The following is a 22,920-nucleotide window of genomic DNA, read 5'->3' on the forward strand; positions in this document are numbered from 1 at the left end:
CTTATTCAACTAACCTCCCCCATTAGTGAAAAAGCGATTGCTCAAATTGAACAATCGCTCCCCGTTAGTTCAACAAGGAAAATTTATCTTTCTATTGATTAAAGTATTGCAAAATAATACCTTTACCTTCTTCTACTTCTACTTCAGCATAAGCACCATTTATGAAAGTGATTTGTGGTGGAACATGACCGCAATCCACGTCATAAATAATAGGTATCCCAAGCTCATCAGAAAGTTCTTTATAAACATCTTCAACTGTGTAGTTATTTACAGGCGTATTCGCACCACTTCGACCAAACATAATACCTGAACATTGTTCAAACCAGCCAGCTAACTTCATTTGTACTAATGACCTTCTTAAATCCGTTGTGTTTAATTCACAATTTTCTAAATACCACATTACAGGCTCTCCACTGATATATTGTTTTCTAAAGTTTTGTACATCACCGTAAGCTGTACCAATCAAATGTCTTATTACGTCTATGCATCCACCAAGTAAACGACCTTGTATCTTAACTTTTTGATTTGACACAGTTTTCCAATAGGTTGGTTCTGTTAAATTAAAAACACATGAAGACGGAGAATTGTGTTGCCATTCTTTTTGATATTTAGTTGATGAATGTTGAAGGACAGATTCTCCAATATTTGTCGATAATACAGACTGCCACATTGCAGTGGTGTCATCTGAATATTCCCCTCTTAAATCAACAAGATTTGTACCATGAGCAGTAGCTATACCTGTTTTTAATGTGATTGCTAATAATAATGCACTTATATCTGAATAACCTAATACCCATTTATTTTTTTTTATATTTTCAAAATCAATTTTTTCAAGTATTTCAATTAACAGTTCTCCACCCCATGGAGGAATAATGATATTTATATTATCTTCACGCATCATTTCATTAAACTCATCTGCACGTTTCTCAGCAGGTGCGGATTTAGCTTTTTCTTGAGTCCAAACCGTATCACCACAAATGATTTTAAATCCTTTCGATTTCAGACGCTCACATGATTGTTTAAACATATCATGTAACTCAACTTGTACCCCAGATGAAGGTGCCGTGACTCCTATGGTTGCATCTCTTTCTAAAAACGGGTATTTAATCATATGCATCCCCCTTTTTACATTATTTTACCAAATGTAATTTAGTCAAACAATTACTTCTACTTAAACTATACTTTTATTAAATATTTTCAGACTATATCTTTAAACACAAATAAAAGCTGAACTAATATCAAAATTAGTTCAGCTTAAAAATAACGTATTATAAAGTTGCACATTGTAGATAGGTTCTGATTTATTAAGTGCAGTACTTTAACACTTGACTTTTAATAAAAATTTTCTGTAGAAAGTTTCAAAATTTACTATATTGGAATGGTTACTATTGCAGTTGTCTCTAAATGTTTTGATGAATCGATAGAAATTTGGCCGTCGTATTTATTGACAATTTCATTCACAATAAACAAGCCCTGACCTCTTATTTTACCATTTTCCGGTTTTTTAGTAGAAAATCCTTGTTTGAATATCTGCCCTTCTTCTACAATATTCGGTCCAGTATTTGTAACCTTAAATTCATATTGGGTGTCATCTACTTTACAGCAAATATTTATTTTACGTTGCTCTTCCGGTAACTCATTTGCCGCATCAATTGCATTATCTATTAAATTCGACAAGATTTTGATTAAATCCGTTGTTTTAATTTTATTAAATGCATCGTGTGAGACTGAAAAATCCATATCAATATTATGATTTTGTGCAGTTAGTTTTTTCGTTTGTAATAATATCGACAAGCCAGGATTATCAATATTTAATTTGAGAGACCTAATAGCCTGAACCTCTTTGGATAGTGAATATAAATATTGTTTGGCCTGATCTGGTTTGTCCAATTGCAGAAATCCATGTAATACTTGTATATGATTAGTGAAATCATGTCTTAAAGAGGACACGGAAGTGATTAAAGTTTGAATTTCTGCTTGATATGTATCTTCTGTCGCTCCAACTTCTTTAGTTACTTCTTTTTGATACCATCTCTGTAAGAAGAAAACAGAGCCAATAACGATTAAAATGAACGCACCATTAAAAATAAAGATAAAAAGATTGTCTTTAATCACTTTTCCCTTGATGCCATTTAATGTGTCTGCACTAATATCAATGCCTATGTATGCAATACTCTCCCCTGCTTCGTCTTTGACTGGTGCACCAACAGATAAGTAGGAGCCGTGTACAGGATCTGGTATTACTCCTGTTACATATGTTTCTCCTTTATAAGCACTTTGCACTTGTATCTCGGGTACTGTACATTCCATTCCGATATCAAAGCCTTCAAATTCAGCTGGTAAACCCATAATCATTGCTCTGGATACCTTTGGATTATCAATCTCTAATGTATAAACAAATAAGGCACCTAGTTTTATTCTTGCATCATTTAAGTAGTGTCTTAATCGCCAATAATAATCGTTTTTCTCAGGGTCATCTAAAAATTGTTTGTACGCCTCTACATCAATTGAAGATGCAATAGATTTAGCCGCTTCCAGACTTTGGTTCGCTATTGACTCTTCAACTGTCTTTTTCATTTTTATATAGGATGTAAAGATGTTTAAACTTGTAAACGATATTAATAAGATAGTTGATAGTAATAAAATTAGTTTTAATTTTCGTGTTTTATACAAACTGGTACTTCCTCATCTATAGACATGAATAATGCCTTAATTTAATTTGGGCTTGGCTCTCGCATTAAATACAAAAATTGTTAGTCAAAGTTGACATTTGTCATACTTTCTACTTGGGAAACATTCATATCCAACAATTCTATTATACTATAGTAAACTTATTTTTTTATGATTCTTAAGTCGCAAGATGTTTTAGTTAAGTTTGAAAGGTAATGGCTATCTGCTTGCCTGTACGTTAAAAAGTACCATTCCATTTTAATAGGAAAATGCATTCGATCCAGGATTCTTCGTCTCTCTAAATAAGAATATTGGTTCTCATTTTATCATCACAAGCGTGTTTTGGCTATCATATACCCTACATTTACTACACTTACAGTTCGGGCTATATCCTTCCCATTCTTTGAGTCGTCTGTCTGGAACTAATAAAATTCTACATTCATTCTTCAAGCGACACAATGTACTAATCGCAAACATTAGTTTAATTATCCCTCTCCAGAAAGTAAACTTTAAAGGAAAACGGCATTTTATCATACCTCTGCCTTATTATATATTGATTGGATCAATCCGACATTTAAACATCTTAGCTTCTACGATTTATGCTTCATAAGATCACATTATTTTTCTCTCCTTATCTAATGCGATTAAAAAAGACCAGGCCTAAATAAAAGCCTGATCTCTTCATTCTAAGTATTATTTTTCTTACTCGATGTCCTTGTCTCATCCTGTACATTTAAAAATTTAGGTCGTGTACGATAACCTGCAGGAGATAAGCGAACTAAAGATCTTTTAATGTCCTGCCAATTTAAATCCGCGCCCATACTTAAGTACGGAACACCTAATACTCGTAAGTTTGCAGTATAAAGAAGTATGAAAAATACCGCAATAAAGAATCCAAATAACCCCAAAAAGGCAGATGCAAATATGATGATTAACCTGAGAATGCTCATTGCTGTTGCAATAGATTGATTGACGAGTGTAAAAGCTGCAATACTTGAAGTAGCGATAACTACAATCATGGAAGGGCTCGTAACACCTGATTTAATGGCTGCATCTCCAATAATTAATCCCCCGACAACACTTATTGAACCACTAATAACATTGGGTAGATGTATATTTGCTTCTCGAAATAATTCAAACATAAAAAGCATCATTAATATTTCAAGAATAGTTGGAAATGGGAGTCCCATTCTTGATTCAACAACTGTTGCCAATAGAATGAATGGCAATTGTTCTTGATGGTGGGTTGTTAGTGCAAGCCAAAAACCTGGTGTAAGTACACTTATTAAGATAGCTACTATTCGTAGTATACGCTCCATAGAACTTACAATAACCGGATACTCATTATCCTCACCGGATTTAAATAGTAACATTGAATTAGCTGGGGTAATGATTGCATATGATACTCCATCAACTATGATGATAATACGTCCTCTACTTAAAGCTTGTACAGCATAATCAGGGCGTCCAGTATAATCATGTCTAGGAAAAATTTTTGCACTCTGCTCAATTCTCTCCATCAACATATCCCCACTAAATACAACATCCGTATCAATTCGTTGCAACTGTAATTTTATTTTGTCAAGAATACTTGGATTGACGACATCTTCAAAATAAAGTAGAGCTACAGTTGTCTTGGATCGTTTACCAAGTTCATATGTCTCAACACTTAATGAATTAGTAGGTAATCGTTTTCGTATTAAAGCAATATTAATAAAAACATCCTCAATGAAATCATCTCTCGGACCTTTGACAATTAATTCAAGGGTTGTTTCTTTAGGCTCCCGATTCGGTTTTTTAGCGATATAGCTTGAATACAGCAAATTCATATCTTCAAAATAAAGTAAAACATGTCCTTTATAAACTCTTGTAATAGCATCATCTTTACTTGTTATTTTCTGAAGATGGGGAACATGTAAATTGGTTTGAATATGTTCTTCTAACATTTCCTCTGATGTTGCAGTAAATAATGACTGAACTCGGTGCACAATAACGGTCTGCAGTAAATGCTCATCAATCATCGCATCACATTTTATCAAATGTACTTTTTGTTGCTGAAAGAAATACGCTTGGAATAATACATCATCAGAGCGTCGAAATAATGACTTCAAAGATTTCAAATTTAATTCTTGTTCCGTTGAAGAAATATCCCTCATCTCCTACTGAGCCAACTCCAAATTAGTACATTTATTTGTAATAACATAAATACACTTACCGATATTTTCCCCATGGTTTAAAAATATATTCAAGAATACTTTTATAATTAAAATGCTTTCCCAGGAATAATTTACCTATTCAATTTCCATACTAGTATTCGGAAAGATTTATCCAATCATCTTCTGTAAATTTGCCATTTCAATAGCAGATATTGCTGAGTCATAGCCTTTATTTCCTGATTTAGTCCCAGCGCGCTCAATCGCTTGTTCAATATTTTCTGTAGTTACAATGCCAAAAATAACAGGTACATTTGTAGTTAATGACACATTTGCAATTCCTTTTGCTGATTCATTACATACATAATCATAATGTGTTGTAGAGCCACGGATTACCGTACCTAATCCAATAATTGCATCATATTTCTTTGTTTCAGCTAACTGTTTCGCGATGAATGGAACTTCAAATGCTCCTGGAACCCACGCTACATCGATAGAGTTCTCATCCACACCGTGACGCTTTAAACCATCTAATGCACCGTCTAATAATTTACTTGTAATAAATTCGTTGAAACGACCTACTACTACTGCTATTTTTAAATCCGTACCAATTAATTGTGCTTCAAATTTTTTTCCCATTTTTAATCTCTCCTCTTTTATTTTGTCTAATCATCATAAAGTGGGGTTGATTTCCGTTCCGACTGGGCGCGGGTCTCATCTGTGACGCTAATCCCTAAGGAGACGCCCAGTCTCCACTCCAATCAACTTAATACATAGAGTACGTTTTAACAAATGTCACTCCAAACTTTTGTTGATAATCCTTTATATAGTCATTGTATTTTCTTCCACTTTTTGTTGACGACGATATGTTGCCAATGCTTCAATTGTAATCATTTTTAAATGATGTTGTGCTGCATATTTGACGAGATCATTAAAGCGTAGCATTTCTCCATCGTCTCCCATAATTTCACAAATAACGCCCGCAGGAATACTATTACAAAGCTTAGCCAAATCAATTGTAGCTTCAGTATGTCCCCTACGCTCTAATACACCATTTTCCTTTGCTATTAACGGGAATATATGGCCTGGTCTACGAAAATCTGCAGCTTTTGCCTGTGGCTCTAACATTTTTTGTATAGTCATTGCTCGTTCAAAGGCGCTAATTCCAGTTGTTGTGTCTACATGATCTATACTAACGGTAAATGCCGTTTGATGATTATCTGTATTAACACTAACCATAGGCTTTAATGCTAACTTTTGTGCAAGCTGCTGTGAAATCGGAGTACAAATCAGCCCTCTTCCATAGGTCGCCATAAAGTTAATCGTTTCAGGGGTAATAAATTCCCCAAGTGCTAATAAATCCCCTTCGTTTTCTCGTTCCTCATCATCTACTACAACAATCATCTTTCCTTGTTTTAAATCCTCTATTGCTTCTTCAATTGAATGTAGCAATTTCGCCACCTCCTGTTATATGTTGGTTAAAATCCATTTTGAGCTAAAAAGTCTCTTGAAATGGTCGGCGATTCCTGTCTAGACTTAAGTTGATGCAAAATGTATTTTCCAACTAAATCGGTTTCTACATTAACGAGAGCACCAATTTTCTTCATACCTAAAATTGTTTCTTTGTAAGTATGGGGTATCAGTGATACTGTGACACCGTTTTCCTCGACATGAAAAAGTGTTAAGCTCGTTCCGTCAATTGTGATGGAGCCCTTTGGAATACAGTAGCTCGTCAATTCCTTTGATAGTTCAATATCAATATAGACTGCGTTTGCTAATGGTCGCTTGCGCAATATTTTCCCTACTCCGTCCACATGTCCAGATACAAAATGACCACCGAAGCGTCCATTAGCTGACATAGCGCGCTCTAAATTTACCGGATCTCCAACTGTAAGCTGCTGTAAATTTGTTGCTCTCACTGTTTCGGGCATTACATCCATCGTTAGCTCCTGTTCATTAAAATGTGTCACTGTTAAACAAACACCGTTGACCGCTATACTGTCCCCGAGCTTTACATCCTCTATCATTTTCTTTGAAACAACGGTTATTTCCATACTTTGTTTATCGCTTTGCAAGGTTTTAACTGTACCAATATCCTCAACAATACCTGTAAACATTTTTTCACCTACTTTTTTACATTCATTTGTTTCGTCGCTTTTGGAGTTATACCTGTCTGTTCCTCCTCATTGAAATCAAAAATTTAATTTCCGTACAAACAAAAAACCCCTTAGATTAAAGGGGTTTGGGAGTTCATATAAATAAGACGTCAACAAATAAACCTCGTGGATACAAAATTTTTCCATAGGTTGTCATCTCATCGTTCTTCTCCCATCCAGACTATAACTGTCGGTTTTGGATTTGCACCAAATCAGCTTTCGCTCACGGACTTTGAATTACTTCATCACCGCCGATTGGGAATTTCACCCTACCCCGAAGAACTACTACTATTCAATTAGTTAGCTAAATAAATCAATTTCGCCTTGGCGTAAATACGTCCGGAGGCATTGTCTTCAGAGTGTGTCAAACACCTACTGAGTGAAAATAAAAAAACTTCCCAGATAAGCGATGGGAAGTAGATTGCAAAAAGCGTACTCAAATAAACCTTATAAACTCAATTGAATTTAAAAAGCACACACTTTTACCCTTCTCCCATCCAGACTATAACTGTCGGTTTTGGATTTGCACCAAATCAGCTTTCGCTCACGGACTTTGAATTACTTCATCACCGCCGATTGGGAATTTCACCCTACCCTGAAGGATATTTTTATTTAGCTATTTCTTACGATAACACTATTTTATAATATTATCCAGATAATTGTTTATAAAATTTTCACTCTAATTAATTTCACATTTGCAAGTTTGTTCTGTCGTTGCGTTCGTACATTCGCTACATAAAAACAGCCACCACCTTTGGTCATTAATAAAAACCAAAGGCGTGACTGCTCAAAAGACAAATCAATTATGCCTCGGCATAATTGCGTCGGAAGTAGCTTATATCCGCATTCATCTCTCCCACCTATAGAGGTGGGAGACTTCTGTAACTGCCGTTTCACTTACGTTACATAAAACATTTGCTGAAAGTAGTTAAATTTATACAGTCAAACTACCGTCAACAGAGACAACAGCACCAGCCATGAAGCTTGCTTTATCTGAAGCTAAGAATAGGACCGCTTCTGCTACTTCATCTGGTTCACCATGGCGGCCCATACGTACACGTGACATTTCTTCTGGTACGTATCCTGTTTTTTCAAGTGTTTCACCAACACTTTGAAATAATGGTGTAACGATACCACCTGGACACACAGCATTAATACGAATACCTTTATTTGCATACTCGATCGCTACCCCTTTCGTTAAACCGATTACTGCATGTTTACTTGCGGAGTATACAGCGATACTATGTTCTGGACGAATTCCTGCCGATGAAGCAGTATTTATAATCGCCCCTTTCCCCTGCTTTTCCATTACTGGAATAACATATTTCATACCAAGAAAAATACCTTTTACATTGATATCCATAAGACAATCGTATTCTTCCAATTCAACCGTTGTAAATGGTGCGAATTTTTGTATAATTCCGGCGTTATTGAATAATACATCGATACGGCCATATGTGTTTACCGCTTGCTGTACATAATTCTGAACATCCTCTACTTTTGAAACATCCGCTTTAACGAATATTCCTTCACCTTCATTTTGTTGAATTAGCTTTAGGGTCTCTTCTCCTGTTTTCTCGTTAAAATCAACTAACACGACTTTATAACCATTTTCAGCAAATTTAAGACTAGTTGCTCTACCAATTCCACTACCTGATCCTGTAATAACTGCAATTCTATTTTTGTTTGTCATATTCTATTCCTCTTTTCTCAATTTTATATTTTATTACGTAATCACAAATATTTTCTTAATAGGTGGTCCCCTTTGCCTTTCCATACTTATTGCCCTTAGTTTAATTTCATTTTCATGTAATCGTCATAATTACCGTTAAAGATACTCGTGCCAGTTGGGGAAAGCTCCACCATTTTATGTGCTAGCTTATTAAGAAAATATCGATCATGTGAAATAAAGAAAAGTGTTCCCTCATAATTCAAAAGAGCCTGTTCTAATACTTCTTTACTAAATAAATCAAGGTGATTAGTTGGCTCGTCCATAATAAGTACGTTTGCTTTTTGCATTACGAGTTTCGATAAAGCTACTCGTGCCCTCTCACCTCCACTGAGGGTAGATATCTTTTTAAACACATCTTCACCAGTAAATAAGAAATTCCCTAAAACAGTACGAACTCTCGCTTCTTCAATATGCGGGAACATACTCCAGACCTCATGTAAAATGTTATTATTTGGGTGTAAGTTCGCTTGCTCTTGATCGCAGTAACCTATCGTCACACCGTTCCCCCAAGTGATAACACCACTATCTGGACTAATCTCCTTTAACAACGTCTTTATTAGTGTTGATTTTCCAACACCATTTGGACCAATTAATGCAACCTTATCACCACGATGTAGCTGAAAATTAATATTTTTTAATAGCGGTTGTTGTTCGCATTCAGCCCTAAAAGAAACCGATAAATCTCGTACCTTTAACACTTCCTTATGAGAGTTTTTTTCCATTAAAAATCCCATCTGTGTGTGTTTTAAATCCTTTAGAGGTTTTTCAATTCGTTCTATTCTCTCAAGCTGTTTTCTTTTGTTTTTTGCACTTTTAGAAGAAGTAGCCATAGTAATATTGCGTTGTATATAGTCTTCCATTTTCGAAATTTTTTGCTGTTGCAGGACATATTTTTTTTCAAGTAAGTTGAGAGTTTTTTCTTTACTTTCTACATATTTGGAGTAATTCCCAACATATTTCCTGACTTCTGCTCGCTCTATCTCATAAATACCGTCAACAAGTGCATCTAAAAAATATCGATCATGCGAAATGAGAATAATGGACCCCTGGTATGAGCGTAAATACGCTTCAAGCCAATTTAATGTTGTTAAGTCCAAATGATTCGTCGGTTCATCTAACATTAGTAAATCTGGCTGTTCCAATAAAATTTTCGCTAATGCAAGTCGAGTTCTTTGTCCACCACTTAGCTGATGAATAGGGGTATTTTTGGATGTACTCCCAAAGCCCATGCCATTAAGAATACTGTTAATTTTAGCTTCCATTTCATAGCCACCATGCAGCATAAACCACTCTGATTTTATTGCATATCGCTCCATAATTTTTTCAAATTTTTCAGGATTGTCTATGAACGTCGGTTCGCTCATCTTCCTTTCAAGCTCTCGAAGTTCTTTTTCAACCTTAAGAAGGTCAGGTAACGCTTCTAACATTTCAGCCCAAATTGTATTGTCTAGCTTCAACCCACTGTCTTGACGCAAATAACCAATTTTAATACCTTTTCCGATGTAGAGCTCTCCATTATCATAAGGAAGGTCTCCCGCAATTATCTTTAGTAATGTTGATTTACCAGCACCATTAACACCAATGAGGCCAATTTTATCTCCTCGCTCAATTTTCATCGTTATATTTGAGAGAACTGGATCTCCCAAATAACTTTTACTAATTCCATTTAATTGAAGTATCATTTATTTAATCTCCTTATAGGTTTAGGCCATCTCTTTTGCAAAGCTAAAACGCTTAACAGATGAATGGACATATAAGGTTACACATCTCTTTTCACTCCTTTCAAACACAAAAAAGACGCCGAAAGAACGGCGCCTTAAAAGTGCGAAGAAAACCCTACAAACAAGGGAAATATTTCTTATAACTCACAATAGAACATAAAAAAGCGCCGTACAGAACCGGCGCCACAATACGTAATTATATTTATACAAGTTCATCAAAAATTAATGACTACAATTGTTAAAATAAGAAGGCAAAAGCTTCCGGAATCTGTTTTCGATATGAAATTTGCTTAAAAAAGGGCAGACTTCTCCCTTTGACAGCAATTCCCCCACCGAGAATGTAAGATTTTACCTCTTTTTCTGCTAAGCCTTTTGCGAATACAGTTTCCATCACTTTTACCTCCTTTCGAATTTAGTATCTACTAATCTATCACAAAACGTTAAAGAACACAAATCCCTTAATTGCCTAAGTTTCCGTTATTATACCCCCATTCACATGTAGTACCTGAACAGTAACTAAGGACAAGTCATCAGAAGCTAAGGAGCTCAAATGGCTGCACAGCTCTCACACGGATTCCCTTATTCACTAATTGCAATGATAATGACCTAGTAAACAAAATAATAGCTTCTTCTGTAGAGAAATAATCAACCAGTAATGGAGCACCAGCATAGGCTGTCACATACTATAATTTAATGAATAAACTTCCATCAATGAATAACAGTAATTTAATTATGCTATAACTAACTTAGTACACTAAAAGCTAATGTCATATTAGCTTCGATTATATAATTAAGGAACCTCTATTCGATTAGCACGTTACTTTATAATGGCACTTTTTTAATCTGCTTGACATAAAAAAAATCATAGTGAATAATTGTGAGTCATTGTTCGTGTTAACTCTAACAATGCACGTAACAAATATGATTAGATTCCCTTCTTACATTGGAGGTATTTTTATTAACACCTTGAAAAGAAAAACTAATAGTAAAGTTATTTTTTATACCTTTATTGCAATTTGCTTTATCGCTTCTGTTTTTTTCGTTTATCACAACGAAGCATTTTATGACCGTCCAATTGCAGAAGTTATAAAAACGGAATTAAAAGAATCAAACCCTGTAACGGATATGTATGATAATGATGATCATTTATATACTCAACTTATTACAGCTGTATTAAAAAATGGTGAAGAAAAAGGGAAGCTTATTCATTTTACAAATGAGTATTCAACATCTGGAGCCTACGATCAAGAATATCATGTTGGGAATAAATTATTTGTTTCCATTAAAGCGAATACGGACAAAAATGGAGATTTAGCTGGGACAATTTTAGACGTGAAGCGTGATCAGTTCGTCTTGATAGTAGCGTGGATTTTTATTTTTGCTTTGCTGATTGTTGGAAAAAGACAAGGATTATTTTCAATCATCAGTTTAATTGTAAATTCTCTTGTATTATCTTTCGCCTTGGATTTATATGTGAATGCAAATATAAATTTGATATTTATAAGTGGGGTATGTGTTCTTTTATTTACGGTCATTTCTTTAATACTCATTAACGGCTTGAATGAAAAAACATATGCAGGGATTGTTGCAACACTAATCGGAACATTTATTTCGTTATTGATTAGCGCTTTAGTTCTGTGGATCACAAACGAGAATGGAATTCGATATGAAGAGATGCAATTTTTAACGCGACCTTATCGAGTGATTTTTATGGCTGGGTTATTTATTGGAGCACTAGGAGCTGTAATGGACGTCTCAATCACAATGGCTTCTTCAATGTTCGCTTTATTTGAGCAAAACCAAGATATTTCTAACCAAGCACTGAAAACCTCAGGGATGGATATCGGGAAAGACATTATGGGAACGATTACAAGTATTTTGTTTTTTGTTTATATTTGTGGGTCAATTCCTATGTTAATTTTATATTTAAAAAATTCATATCCATTAGGACAAACACTTTCCTTGAACCTTTCGTTAGAATTAGCTAGAGCCTTAGCAGGTGGAATCGGTGTTGTCTTAACGATTCCAATCAGTCTATACACTTCTATTTTTTTCATTAATCGAAAGAGGGCAAAATAATGAATGTATTAGTATGGTTAACTGCCATTTTATTCATATTGATGATCGTTATTGGTGGAAAAAAAGGTGTACGATCTTTTCTATCTTTATTTTTAAACTTTGGAGTACTCTTTATAACTATCTTTTTAATGACCAGTCAGAAAAATAGTCCGATATTATTAACGCTCATTGCCTGTACCGTCATTAGCTGGATTAGCTTATTTTTTATTAATGAAATGAGCAGTAAAACGGTAATTGCATTCATTTCTACGATGATTACGATTGTAATTTTATTACTTTTCATTGTATTTGTAACGGAAAAATCAATGATTCGAGGATTCGGGGCAGAATCTGCAGAAGAAATTAGTATATTTTCTCTTTATATTGGGGTTAATTTTGTGCAAATTGGGGCTTCCGTTATTATTATGAGTACGATTGGAGCAATTTTGGATGTTGCCATTTCCATCGCTACTTCCATGCATGAGATTCTTCACCATAACCCATTAATTAGCAGAAGAAAATTATTCACATCAGGTTTAAGCATCGGGAGGGACATTTTAGGTACAGATACAAATACATTATTTTTCGCTTTCTTTGGTGGATATTTAAGCTTGCTCATATGGTTTAAAGATTTATCTTATTCAATTGGCGAAATTATTAATTCTAAAATATTTGCCACTGAACTAATTATGATATTTTGCGCAGGCATTGGAATCGCACTTATCATTCCTATTACTTCCTCAGTAAATGCATATTATTTAACAAAAAAACGAGATACAATACAAGATGCTTCATAATAGCCGTACCTGTCAACCAGCTCAAACAACGGATGACAGGTACTTTTTTGTCCATTCAACTACATAAAATTTTATAGAAGCTTTCATTATTGAATTCGACGTATTTTTCGGTACAATATTTACCAAAGAAGATGCCTTACGCACCTTTACCTGAAAAAATATTTACCCATTAGTAAAAAAATTATTCAACTGGGGTTATTTTAATACGTTGTTTCATATTCTGTATAATCATGTCATTAATATCAATTCTGCCTCAGCATAATTGCGTCCGGAATCAACTTTGTGCTTAGGCCTGCAGATGTCTTTTGCGCGAAAGCGTAGCGGCAGCAGCACCGACGCAGGTCAGTTAGCCTTTATCGCATGGATGCGATGTTTTTAGGCTAACATCCAATATTGAACTCTTTTCCGATTTCCGCGACATCCGCCGGAGGCTGTGGTCCAACAGATGTTTTTTGCACCAAAGCGTAGTGCTAACGCAGTGGAGCAACAGGGTTTGTCTGTGCGATAGCGAAGCGGCAGCAACAGTATGATGTTGGTCTCCCAGTCGTTGCCACAGGACGTAGCGTTCTTAGACTGAGTTCTTCTATTTCTGCGGATGTATGGACACCGCTGAAAAGTGACTTGAAACCGCATTCATCTTTCAACCTATAGAGGTGAGAGACTTTTGTAACTGTCGTTTCACTTACGTTACATAAAACATCTGTAGCTGACGCTACCAAAACACTTGCTGAAAGAAGTTAAAAAAGTCAGTAACATTTTCAAGAAAAAAACGTCTTTACAACTAGATGATTAAAGGAGAAAGTTTGTCATGAAATATATTATCTTTGATTTTGATGGAACACTGGCAGATTCTACAGCAGTGTTTGCATCAGCTTGGAATACGATTGCGCAAAAATATAAATTTAAAGGAATAGAGTTAAAGGAAATCGAATCATTGAAAAAATTATCTATAGCGGAGCGAAGTAAATTATTCGACTTCCCTATGTATAAATTGCCCATGATTTTACCACAGTTTTATCGCTTGTATCGCCAGTCATTAAACGATGTTCATCTTTATGATGGTATTAAAGAAGTTCTTATGGAAATTGATAAAAAGGGCTATAAAATTCTTATTATTTCCTCCAATTCACAGGAGAACATTTTAGAATTTCTAAAAATGAACCGCATTCATTGTGTGTCAAATGTTCTTTCTTCAACCCGTATTTTCGGAAAAGATAAAGTGATAAAAAAATTTTTAAAGGACTCAGGCGTTACACCTTCAGATGTGTTTTACATTGGTGATGAGCAAAGAGATATTGTAGCCTGCAAGAAAGTGGGCGTGCCTATTATTTGGGTTAGTTGGGGATATGACGCTATTGAAGTTATACAACAAGAGGAACCCGAATACAAAGTTACTACTCCACAAGAAATTTTAAATATCATATAAACTAAGAGGATCATAGCGATTAAAAAATTGCTATGATCCTCTTGGTGTTATTGAATATGTGTAATGATAAATACAGTATCGCTCTTCTGCAAAACGGGGGGGTGATTTCCGACTATTTTTTTCGAGAAGAAAATAAAATGTCAGATGTACTTCTCTACCAAGTATTATCTTTCTAATGTCCCAACAAAAAAAGACACCTTTGTAAGTGTCTATAAAAAATACTATGGGTTTTTCAAAATTGCTACATATTTTTCTGCTGTTCTTATCTCAATTGTAAGAGAATTTTTACTATAGTTAGCTTTAATTAAAAATGGTACGTCGGTTGTATTTTGAAATTTAAAATCTAAGCCACCATAAGAAACTGTAGCGTCTCTTCCTTTTGGAACATACCCAACATCTAAAGAATGGTGATGACGTTCTACAAATTTTACTGGTATTTGATCAACTGCGTTAAATAAGGTTGAGGACGTTTGACAGATACCTCCTCCAATGCCCATCACCACCTTTTTGTTGATGATCTCTGGAGCAGGTTGATAACCATTCACTTCGTCCCTAGGCCCAACGACAGTATTAAAGGAGAAATTATCTCCGCTTCCAACGATAACATTATTAATTGCCTTCGCAGAAAGTTCAATATTTTTATTTCTTCCTACATCATGGGTATTGAAGTAAGTTGTATAGGATGCAACAACTACGTCTTCTAAATAAGGAATATCTTCAAAATAATACCCACTTTCTGTAACATAAAGTGGCATTTCCACTTTGCCTCCGGTTGCTGATGCTTCTAATATTCTCTCTACTAATTCACTTTCTTTTAAAACAATTAAAGGACTACCTTTAATTACTTTTCCTTGATCGTCCAGCTTATCAAGTATCATACGCTTATCATAACCTGCTGTTTTTTCATTCCCTCTTGCTAAATCTTTTGCTAATTGCTCAATTTGTTTTGTATACGATTGTCTATTACTTTCATAGTCCATTTCTTTCGGTGAAATTGTTTGTATGATAGCTTTTGTTGAAGGGTCCACAATTTCAACAATGACTGGCTCCGTTTGTTGTTGTTCAAAGGTAACAGGCTTTTTTACATCATCAGCTTTTTGCTTTGACTCTTGAACTTGTTGTTCTTGTTTTTTCTCATCCTCAGACTTCCCCTGACAGCCAACTAGCCCAATAGAACAAATAATACATAGCGTGGTCATCCACTTCTTTTTCAAATAAAACACCTACCCTATCGTCATACTACAGAGACATCTTATTCGTGTATTGCTGATAGTGTGTTTCATTTCATCATTTTTATTTGTTTATATAATGAAAACACTCTACAAATGAATGACATTGTAGAGCGCTATTTTTTATTTTGCATATTTCACATTAAACCTATAAATCAACATTATATAAATCCAATCATAAATAAAAATTGCAAGCGAAATAATAGTAATCAATGGTGTTCTAAAATACAAATAGAAGCAAACTGCTGCTAACGCAGTACCTACCATTTTACAAACGGCTATGCCCATTGATTGTCCACTTAAGTTCCCTCTTTGTATGAATAAGGCGATAAAAAGCCCTGACATCATCAGATTTTGGAAAAATGCGGCATATACGCCTGCCTTATCATTGAATTCATGCATCATCGCTAAAATCGTGAAAAAGCTTACTACTAGTGTTATGAAAAAAGATGAATAAAATACTTTTCTCGGAATAATTTTTTTATACTCTTTATAACCATAAAGTAAAAATTGCATCAGAATGAAGATATCCAAAAGAAACCACAGGAAAGTAAGGATCCTATGCAAGTCATTTAGCGGGTACACAAATGTAAAAATAAATTCCCATGAAATATTGGCACAAATTGCGGCCATGGGCATCCCATATCTCTTATCCCGTATTCCTTGTTTGATGATTAATATATATGTAATAATCCAAAAAAACCACATGCCTAATTGTGAGATCAGTATGAATTTTTCTTGAGTCACATTTACAAACTCCTTCCCTCTAATTCTCATTCTTCGATACTATATGTGAAGAAATCTAGTCTTTATGTCAAAAGAATTGTAGAAGGGTTTGTAAATACTTCTTAAAAATCTTAAGAGTGAGCGCCTATACATTCATTAACCAATCATATATAGTAAGACGAGGTGATAATATGAAAACTAAAATTTATTTTGAAAACGATCAATTTATCGCAGGCACTACCTTAAAGGATGACATCGAGCTGGAACTAAACAATATGGCATTGCACACATGTGTGAATGAAGCAGATGTGCTAGAAAATCGAAAAAAATTAGCAGCTACTTTAGATTGCGACTTAAATAATTTTATTTGCACTCAACAAACACATAGTGCTAATTTTCATAAAGTCACGATTGCTGATAAAGGACGCGGCGCTGAGCACACGAACACTGCTATTAGTAATACCGATGCACTTTATACATTAGAGACGAATTTACTTTTATGTAGTTTTACAGCAGATTGTGTACCTGTCATTTTTTACAATGAAATCAATGGCCTTATTGGCGTGGTGCATTCAGGCTGGCAAGGCACAGTCAAGGAAGTCACATCAAAGCTTTTCCAACATTTGATGGAGCATGAGCAATGTAATCCACATGATTTTCACGTACAAATCGGTATGGCACTTAGTCAGCAAAAATTTGAAGTGGATGCAGATGTTTATGAAAAATTCTACAACCTAGGCTATGCTGAGGACTTTATGTATTACAATGCACAAACAAATAAATATCATATCGATAATCAGCAAACTGTCAAAAAACAATGTGAGCTTGCAGGTATTCCTCCTGAGCAGATATTGATTGATTCAACGTGCACATTCCTCAGCCCAGATGGTTTTTCCTACCGTCAAGATAAACAGGCTGGCAGACATTTAAGCTTTATTATGCGTAAAGAACAATAAATCAATTTTTCTTCCGCTAAATTGCGACGGAATCGGCTTTGTGCTTAGTCCTGCAGATGTGTTTTGCACGAAAGCGTAGCGGCAGATGTTTTTTCGCGAAAGCGTAGCGGCAGCGGCAGATGTTTTTTCGCGAAAGCGTAGCGGCAGAGTAGCGGCAGAGTAAGTTAAAAGGGACAATCCAACTCATAACGGATTGTCCCTTTTACTAAAAACACTAGTCCTAATGGGAAAAGATCTTTTTAAAGATGCTAAAAATAAACAGGCAAAATGGGTAAAATCTTTGTTACAAAAGTAAAAAGGATGTATCTCATAGTAGAAATGCACCCTTTTAATATTTCATTATTTAACTGGACGTGCTTTTCCAATTCTAAAAACATAATAGCTAATGATAACAAGAGCTAAGAAAATAATTCCCACGATGAGAGAAACTCTAGTATCATCATTAAACCACATTCCGATTAGTACCATTACTAAAAAGGCAATCGTTATATAGTTTGTAAATGGTGCAAAGGGCATTCTGAACGGGTGCTTTGAAAGTTGTTCACCTTTTATTTTTTTAAATCTTATTTGACTTATTAAAATAACAAACCATGGAATCATCCCCGGTAATACACTTGCACTGTATACATATACAAATAAATTCTTTGGCGCTATATAGCTTAGAATAACACCGATGACCAAACCAATTAGCACGCCTACTGTGCCGAAAATAGGAACACCATTATTAGAAAGCTTCGCAAAAAATTTAGGTGCTTGCCCATTCATGGCAAGTGTATACAGCATACGTCCCGCACTATAAATCCCACTATTACAGCCTGACATTGCTGCTGTAATGACAACAAAATTAATAATTCCTGCCGCAGCGGTAATTCCAACCTTTGCAAAAGTTGCAACAAATGGGCTACCAATCGTACCTAATTCATCCCACGGATAAACTGTTACAATGACAAAGATTGCACCGATATAAAATATTAAAATACGCCAAATAATACTTTGAATCGCATTCGTAATAGTTTTTTGAGGATTTTTCGCTTCTCCTGCCGTAATCCCAATAAGCTCAACACCTTGATAGGCTGCAACTACTAATGATAACGCAAAGAAGAAGCCTGTCCAGCCGCCTGTAAAGAAGCCTCCATGATTCCAAAGGTTCGATAATCCTATTGCCACGCCTCCATTACCAATCCCAAAGAAAATAAGACCAAAGCCCGCAACAATCATTAAAACAATCGTCACAATTTTAATCATGGCAAACCAAAACTCAAATTCTCCAAACATTTTAACAGAAATAAAGTTGGCAACGCCTAAAATCACCATTGCAATTAAACCTGGAATCCATGCTGGTAAATCAGGATACCAGTATTGCATATATGTTCCTACTGCTATAATCTCTGACATCCCAACAATGACCCACTGAAACCAGTTACTCCACGCCGTTAAATAACCGGCTAATGGATGTATATATTTATAGCCAAACGTTGCAAAGGAACCTGTACTTGGCTCCATATAAAGCATTTCTCCCATTGCTCGCATAATGAAAAAAATAAAAATACCTGCTATAGCATATGCAAGGAGCACAGAAGGCCCTGTCCACTGAATGGCGTTAGCAGAGCCCATAAACAAGCCCACGCCGATAGTACCTCCAAGAGCAATCATTTGAATATGCCGGGCATCTAGTCCCCTTTTTAATTCTTTATTCGTCACTAAGTTACGCCTCTTTCTATAGTTCTTTCTACGATGAATTATCTTATAATAATAATCAATTCTTTCGAAAAACACAATTGTATTTTTAGGAAAAACACGATTATGGCAGTAATAATATTAGGATTCTGAGCGTTTTGGAGCTCTATCCATCAATTCGAGGTCTCTATCCATCATTTTGAATGTTCTATCCGTCACTTTGGGTTGTTATTATAATTGGATTAGCTGTTGTAACAACAATTTTTATCTTGCTTAGCCATAAACGGATCAACTTAGAGTAAAAACCTATTTTATTACGTAAAAAAAAACTCTATTCCATCATGTAACGATGAATGGAATAGAGTCTACTTTGTTACTGTAATAACGTTTGTTCTTGGAGCTTTGCAGAGAAATATTTGCGTGCATCTGCTGTTAGAATTTGCAGCAGAACAACCTCTTCTTGACGTGCGAATTCTACAAACATTCCACTTAAATTTTCATAAACATATTTGATTTTAAAGCCGCTATCTAAATAATGATCCACTTTTTTTATTTCCTCTGTGCTTTGTTGATGCTCTGACATGCTATCACTCCACCTTTCCGTTAATCAACCTCTTGATATTCTGTTAGGTGTTTAATATTATTCAGCACCTTTTATATCTACCAGCGGATTTGGTTGTTCAACGACATCATTCTCATCTGGAACAACAGTTGGAGCAGGCGCTTGTTGCTGTCCAAATAGTTCATCCAAATTGTGACCAGCTGTAATTCCTAAATATTTTGCATCACTAGGATCTTCTAGCTCAGCTTGAGGATATTTTTTGAACCACCAATACTTCGCTAATATATAATATACAAGTGCCCCTACAAAAAAACCTACTAATGAAGAATAAGTGGAGAAAATATTTGCCACTGCACCACCGATAACCCAAGCGATTAAACCAGCAATGTTAAAGCCATTCCAATATTTAAATTGACCCTCTAATTCATAAAGTCCTTTTACATGCACGCGACGTTTACGGATTAAATAATAATCAGCAAATAATATTCCAACGATTGCTGTTAAAATTCCCCCGATTATTAAAAGTGCATTGACTAACACATCAAATAAACTCCAAGGCTGTGCTAGAATACCAATTATTCCTGCAATAACAACCCCAACCCAAAACGGCACTTTTGGACCACCGATATTTGAGAAGATTGTTGCCGCTGGGATAACATTTGCGGAGGTGTTCGTTGACCATTGTGCTAATACAATCATTAACAATAAAATACCTAAAATAAAACCACTTGCACTTTGCTGTAAAGCATTAATAGGATCAGCAGAGGCAACAGCCATATAACACACAGCACCAATTGTCACAATGAAAGTATTTGTAATCGGCATGACGATTAATGAGCCAACTAGCTGTGTTTTATTGCGTTTGAACCAATTGCGTTCATTTTTTGGTGCTTTAAAGAAGCGTGAAAGTGAAGGCATATCGGCTGCTAGTGTCGACCAGAATCCCATATTTGCCATAATTACTACCATAAATGCAGTGAAGGCTGTAAATCCTGCTGTCGGCGATTCCACCCACGTCCAAATGTTTTTCCCTTGAGCTACTGCATTGTCTGCCAGTGTATAATACATCCAGCAGGAAATTAAAATAATAACTGGCGCTGCCAAATCTGCAAAACGTTCAATAGATTTAATCCCTAGTGATGTATTAAATAATTGAAGTGCTGCAAAGACAATGAAACAGATAAACCAATTATCAAAATTAAAAAGTAAATTCAAAATACCGTTTATTGCTAATGCTCCAAAATAAGTATTCAGACCGAACCAACAGGCAGCCGTTACACCCCGGACAAGTGACGGGATATGTGTGCCAAATGTACCGAACGGAGCACGCATATATACTGGGAAAGATAAGCCATGTTCAATGCCTATATCACCAATTAACGTCATAAATACACCAATTAGACAAGAGCCGATCAACGTTGCTAAAATCACCATTGGCAATGGTAAGCTCATGATTGCTGAGCCACCGATTGCAAAAGCCGCCAATACAATTGCCATTCCTATCCAAATTACTGCAAAACCAAATGTTCCAATATTTCTTTGTTGATGTGTCACTGGAAGTAAATCTGGGGATTTTAAATAATTCCCTTCACGTTCCATATAATCTCTCCTTTTTTTCCAATTTTCGTGACAACTTACATGGGGTTGTTCCTTCCTTCAACGAACATGCTGAAGGAAGGTGGAATTTCAGTTTATCTTCATTCGGCAAAATCCTCCCACCTTAAAGGTAGTGAGATGAATGAAGATTAAGCCTACAATTGAGCCAAGGCGAAATTGATTTTAGACATTTTACTTAGATAGACTGCTAATTAAAGTTTGACGTTCATTCCAAGTCATTGGTGGAATTGAAGATTTGCGTTCAACCATTGTAATAGCACCATCTACGGGACAAACGATTGAGCATAAATTACAGCCTACACAGTCCTCTTCTCGAACTTTCAGCATTGGGCGACCATCTTCTGAATATAAATCGATACATTGATGCGACGTATCTTCACATGCAATATGGCACTTGTTACAATTAATACAAACATCGTTATTAATTTCAGCTACGATTTTATAATTTAAATCCAGGTCACCCCAATTAGAATATCTAGAAACTGAGCGACCTACTAAATCCATGACAGAGGCAATGCCTTTATCGTCTAAATAGTTATTGAGTCCATCGATCATATCTTCAACAATACTAAAGCCATGGTGCATCGCTGCTGTACAAACTTGTACGCCCGTAGCTCCCATCAATATAAACTCAGCAGCATCTTGCCAGTTGGAAATACCACCAATGCCCGAAATAGGAACATTAATTAATGGATTACGAGCACACTCTGCAACCATATTGAGTGCAATTGGTTTAACGGCAGGACCACAATAGCCACCATGTGCACCCTTTCCTGCTACATGAGGGACTGTATTCCATGTATCTAAGTCGACACCGGCTAAGCTGTTAATTGTATTAATCATACTAACCGCATCTGCTCCACCTCTTGTGGCCGCTTCTGCTGTTGCCGTTATGTCGGTAATGTTTGGCGTTAACTTCACAATTACTGGAGTTTTCGCAGCCTCTTTCACCCAGTACGTTTGCTTTTCCACCAATTCAGGTACTTGACCAGAAGCAGACCCCATTCCTCGTTCTGCCATCCCATGTGGACAACCAAAGTTAAGCTCAAGGCCATCGACTCCCACATCTTCTACTCGTTTAACAATCTCATGCCATTTTTCTTGTTTTGGCTCCACCATTAAAGAAGCGATGATTGCGTGATGTGGAAACCTTTTTTTCGTTTCATAAATTTCTTGTAAATTCACCTCTAACGGACGATCCGTAATTAGTTCAATATTATTGAAGCCTGCTACTCTTTGGCCGTTAAAGCTAACAGCTGCAAAGCGGGAAGAAACATTCAAAATCGGATCACCCAATGTTTTCCATACAGCTCCACCCCACCCCGCTTCAAATGCGCGTTGTACTTGATAGCCTGAATTCGTTGGTGGTGCTGACGCAAGCCAAAATGGATTCGGCGATTTAATGCCCGCTAAGTCAATGCGTAAGTCTGCCATATTAGT

18 protein-coding genes, 2 pseudogenes and 2 riboswitches are annotated in these 22,920 nt (G+C 35.7%); of the genes and pseudogenes, 4 read left to right on the forward strand and 16 right to left on the reverse strand.

Going from position 1 to position 22,920, the window contains the following annotated elements; all coding sequences use genetic code 11:
* Nucleotides 1–91 precede the first annotated feature (91 nt).
* From ACZ11_RS13050 to ACZ11_RS27035, 10 genes and pseudogenes are all read right to left on the reverse strand, one after another.
* On the reverse strand, nt 92–1,111 hold the full coding sequence (locus ACZ11_RS13050; protein WP_049666687.1) for a S66 family peptidase: 1,020 nt from the start codon (nt 1,109–1,111) through the stop codon (nt 92–94).
* A gap of 257 nt (nt 1,112–1,368) precedes the next feature.
* Nucleotides 1,369–2,673, reverse strand: a complete 1,305-nt coding sequence (locus ACZ11_RS13055) for a sensor histidine kinase (protein ID WP_049666688.1) — start codon at nt 2,671–2,673, stop codon at nt 1,369–1,371.
* Between the two features lie 683 nt (nt 2,674–3,356).
* The gene (locus ACZ11_RS13060) at nt 3,357–4,826 is read right to left on the reverse strand and encodes a spore germination protein (protein ID WP_049666690.1); all 1,470 of its coding nucleotides are present in this window, start codon (nt 4,824–4,826) and stop codon (nt 3,357–3,359) included.
* A gap of 168 nt (nt 4,827–4,994) precedes the next feature.
* Nucleotides 4,995–5,462 (reverse strand): 6,7-dimethyl-8-ribityllumazine synthase, encoded by a 468-nt coding sequence (gene ribH / locus ACZ11_RS13065; RefSeq protein ID WP_049666692.1) that lies wholly within the window; start codon nt 5,460–5,462, stop codon nt 4,995–4,997.
* Between the two features lie 210 nt (nt 5,463–5,672).
* A pseudogene (gene ribB, locus ACZ11_RS13070) lies at nt 5,673–6,275 on the reverse strand (3,4-dihydroxy-2-butanone-4-phosphate synthase); the annotation flags it as partial.
* 26 nt (nt 6,276–6,301) lie between these two features.
* On the reverse strand, nt 6,302–6,940 hold the full coding sequence (gene ribE, locus ACZ11_RS13075) for a riboflavin synthase (protein ID WP_049666693.1): 639 nt from the start codon (nt 6,938–6,940) through the stop codon (nt 6,302–6,304).
* A 199-nt stretch (nt 6,941–7,139) separates the two neighbouring features.
* A riboswitch (FMN riboswitch) is annotated at nt 7,140–7,265 on the reverse strand.
* A gap of 195 nt (nt 7,266–7,460) precedes the next feature.
* Nucleotides 7,461–7,586: riboswitch (FMN riboswitch) on the reverse strand.
* A gap of 327 nt (nt 7,587–7,913) precedes the next feature.
* Nucleotides 7,914–8,672 (reverse strand): SDR family NAD(P)-dependent oxidoreductase, encoded by a 759-nt coding sequence (locus tag ACZ11_RS13080; protein WP_049666695.1) that lies wholly within the window; start codon nt 8,670–8,672, stop codon nt 7,914–7,916.
* A 95-nt stretch (nt 8,673–8,767) separates the two neighbouring features.
* Complete coding sequence (locus ACZ11_RS13085) at nt 8,768–10,393, reverse strand: ABC-F family ATP-binding cassette domain-containing protein (RefSeq protein ID WP_049666697.1); 1,626 nt, start codon at nt 10,391–10,393, stop codon at nt 8,768–8,770.
* Nucleotides 10,394–10,670: 277 nt separating this feature from the next.
* Entirely contained in the window at nt 10,671–10,823 is a 153-nt protein-coding gene (locus ACZ11_RS26630; RefSeq protein ID WP_169776068.1) for a hypothetical protein, read from the reverse strand.
* 75 nt (nt 10,824–10,898) lie between these two features.
* A pseudogene (locus tag ACZ11_RS27035) lies at nt 10,899–11,112 on the reverse strand (NAD(P)-dependent oxidoreductase); the annotation flags it as partial.
* Nucleotides 11,113–11,389: 277 nt separating this feature from the next.
* On the opposite strand from ACZ11_RS27035, the gene ACZ11_RS13090 reads away from it, so the two are divergent.
* From ACZ11_RS13090 to ACZ11_RS13100, 3 genes are all read left to right on the forward strand, one after another.
* On the forward strand, nt 11,390–12,511 hold the full coding sequence (locus ACZ11_RS13090; protein ID WP_049667188.1) for a YibE/F family protein: 1,122 nt from the start codon (nt 11,390–11,392) through the stop codon (nt 12,509–12,511).
* Nucleotides 12,511–13,287, forward strand: a complete 777-nt coding sequence (locus tag ACZ11_RS13095; protein ID WP_049666699.1) for a YibE/F family protein — start codon at nt 12,511–12,513, stop codon at nt 13,285–13,287. The genes ACZ11_RS13090 and ACZ11_RS13095 overlap by 1 nt, the downstream gene beginning before the upstream one ends.
* Before the next feature lie 808 nt (nt 13,288–14,095).
* Nucleotides 14,096–14,713, forward strand: coding sequence for an HAD hydrolase-like protein (locus ACZ11_RS13100; protein WP_049666701.1), 618 nt, complete (start codon nt 14,096–14,098; stop codon nt 14,711–14,713).
* Nucleotides 14,714–14,934: 221 nt separating this feature from the next.
* Here ACZ11_RS13100 and ACZ11_RS13105 read toward each other — a convergent pair whose 3' ends face one another.
* Together ACZ11_RS13105 and ACZ11_RS13110 are read right to left on the reverse strand one after the other, a co-directional pair.
* The gene (locus ACZ11_RS13105) at nt 14,935–15,927 is read right to left on the reverse strand and encodes a VanW family protein (protein WP_049666703.1); all 993 of its coding nucleotides are present in this window, start codon (nt 15,925–15,927) and stop codon (nt 14,935–14,937) included.
* A gap of 138 nt (nt 15,928–16,065) precedes the next feature.
* A complete protein-coding gene (locus ACZ11_RS13110; protein ID WP_236690851.1) occupies nt 16,066–16,689 on the reverse strand; it encodes a transmembrane-type terpene cyclase in 624 nt (207 codons plus the stop codon).
* A gap of 170 nt (nt 16,690–16,859) precedes the next feature.
* On the opposite strand from ACZ11_RS13110, the gene pgeF reads away from it, so the two are divergent.
* A complete protein-coding gene (pgeF, locus tag ACZ11_RS13115) occupies nt 16,860–17,624 on the forward strand; it encodes a peptidoglycan editing factor PgeF (RefSeq protein WP_049666708.1) in 765 nt (254 codons plus the stop codon).
* Nucleotides 17,625–17,963: 339 nt separating this feature from the next.
* Here the strand turns inward: pgeF and ACZ11_RS13120 are convergent, their stop codons facing one another.
* From ACZ11_RS13120 to preA, 4 genes are all read right to left on the reverse strand, one after another.
* Nucleotides 17,964–19,325 (reverse strand): amino acid permease, encoded by a 1,362-nt coding sequence (locus ACZ11_RS13120; RefSeq protein ID WP_049666710.1) that lies wholly within the window; start codon nt 19,323–19,325, stop codon nt 17,964–17,966.
* 349 nt (nt 19,326–19,674) lie between these two features.
* Nucleotides 19,675–19,884, reverse strand: coding sequence for a hypothetical protein (locus ACZ11_RS13125; RefSeq protein WP_049666712.1), 210 nt, complete (start codon nt 19,882–19,884; stop codon nt 19,675–19,677).
* Nucleotides 19,885–19,941: 57 nt separating this feature from the next.
* Entirely contained in the window at nt 19,942–21,462 is a 1,521-nt protein-coding gene (locus ACZ11_RS13130) for an NCS1 family transporter (RefSeq protein WP_049666714.1), read from the reverse strand.
* Nucleotides 21,463–21,651: 189 nt separating this feature from the next.
* On the reverse strand, nt 21,652–22,914 hold the full coding sequence (gene preA, locus ACZ11_RS13135) for an NAD-dependent dihydropyrimidine dehydrogenase subunit PreA (protein WP_049666716.1): 1,263 nt from the start codon (nt 22,912–22,914) through the stop codon (nt 21,652–21,654).
* Nucleotides 22,915–22,920 lie beyond the last annotated feature (6 nt).

This window comes from Lysinibacillus xylanilyticus (genome assembly GCF_001183605.1).
GTDB lineage: Bacteria > Bacillota > Bacilli > Bacillales_A > Planococcaceae > Lysinibacillus > Lysinibacillus xylanilyticus.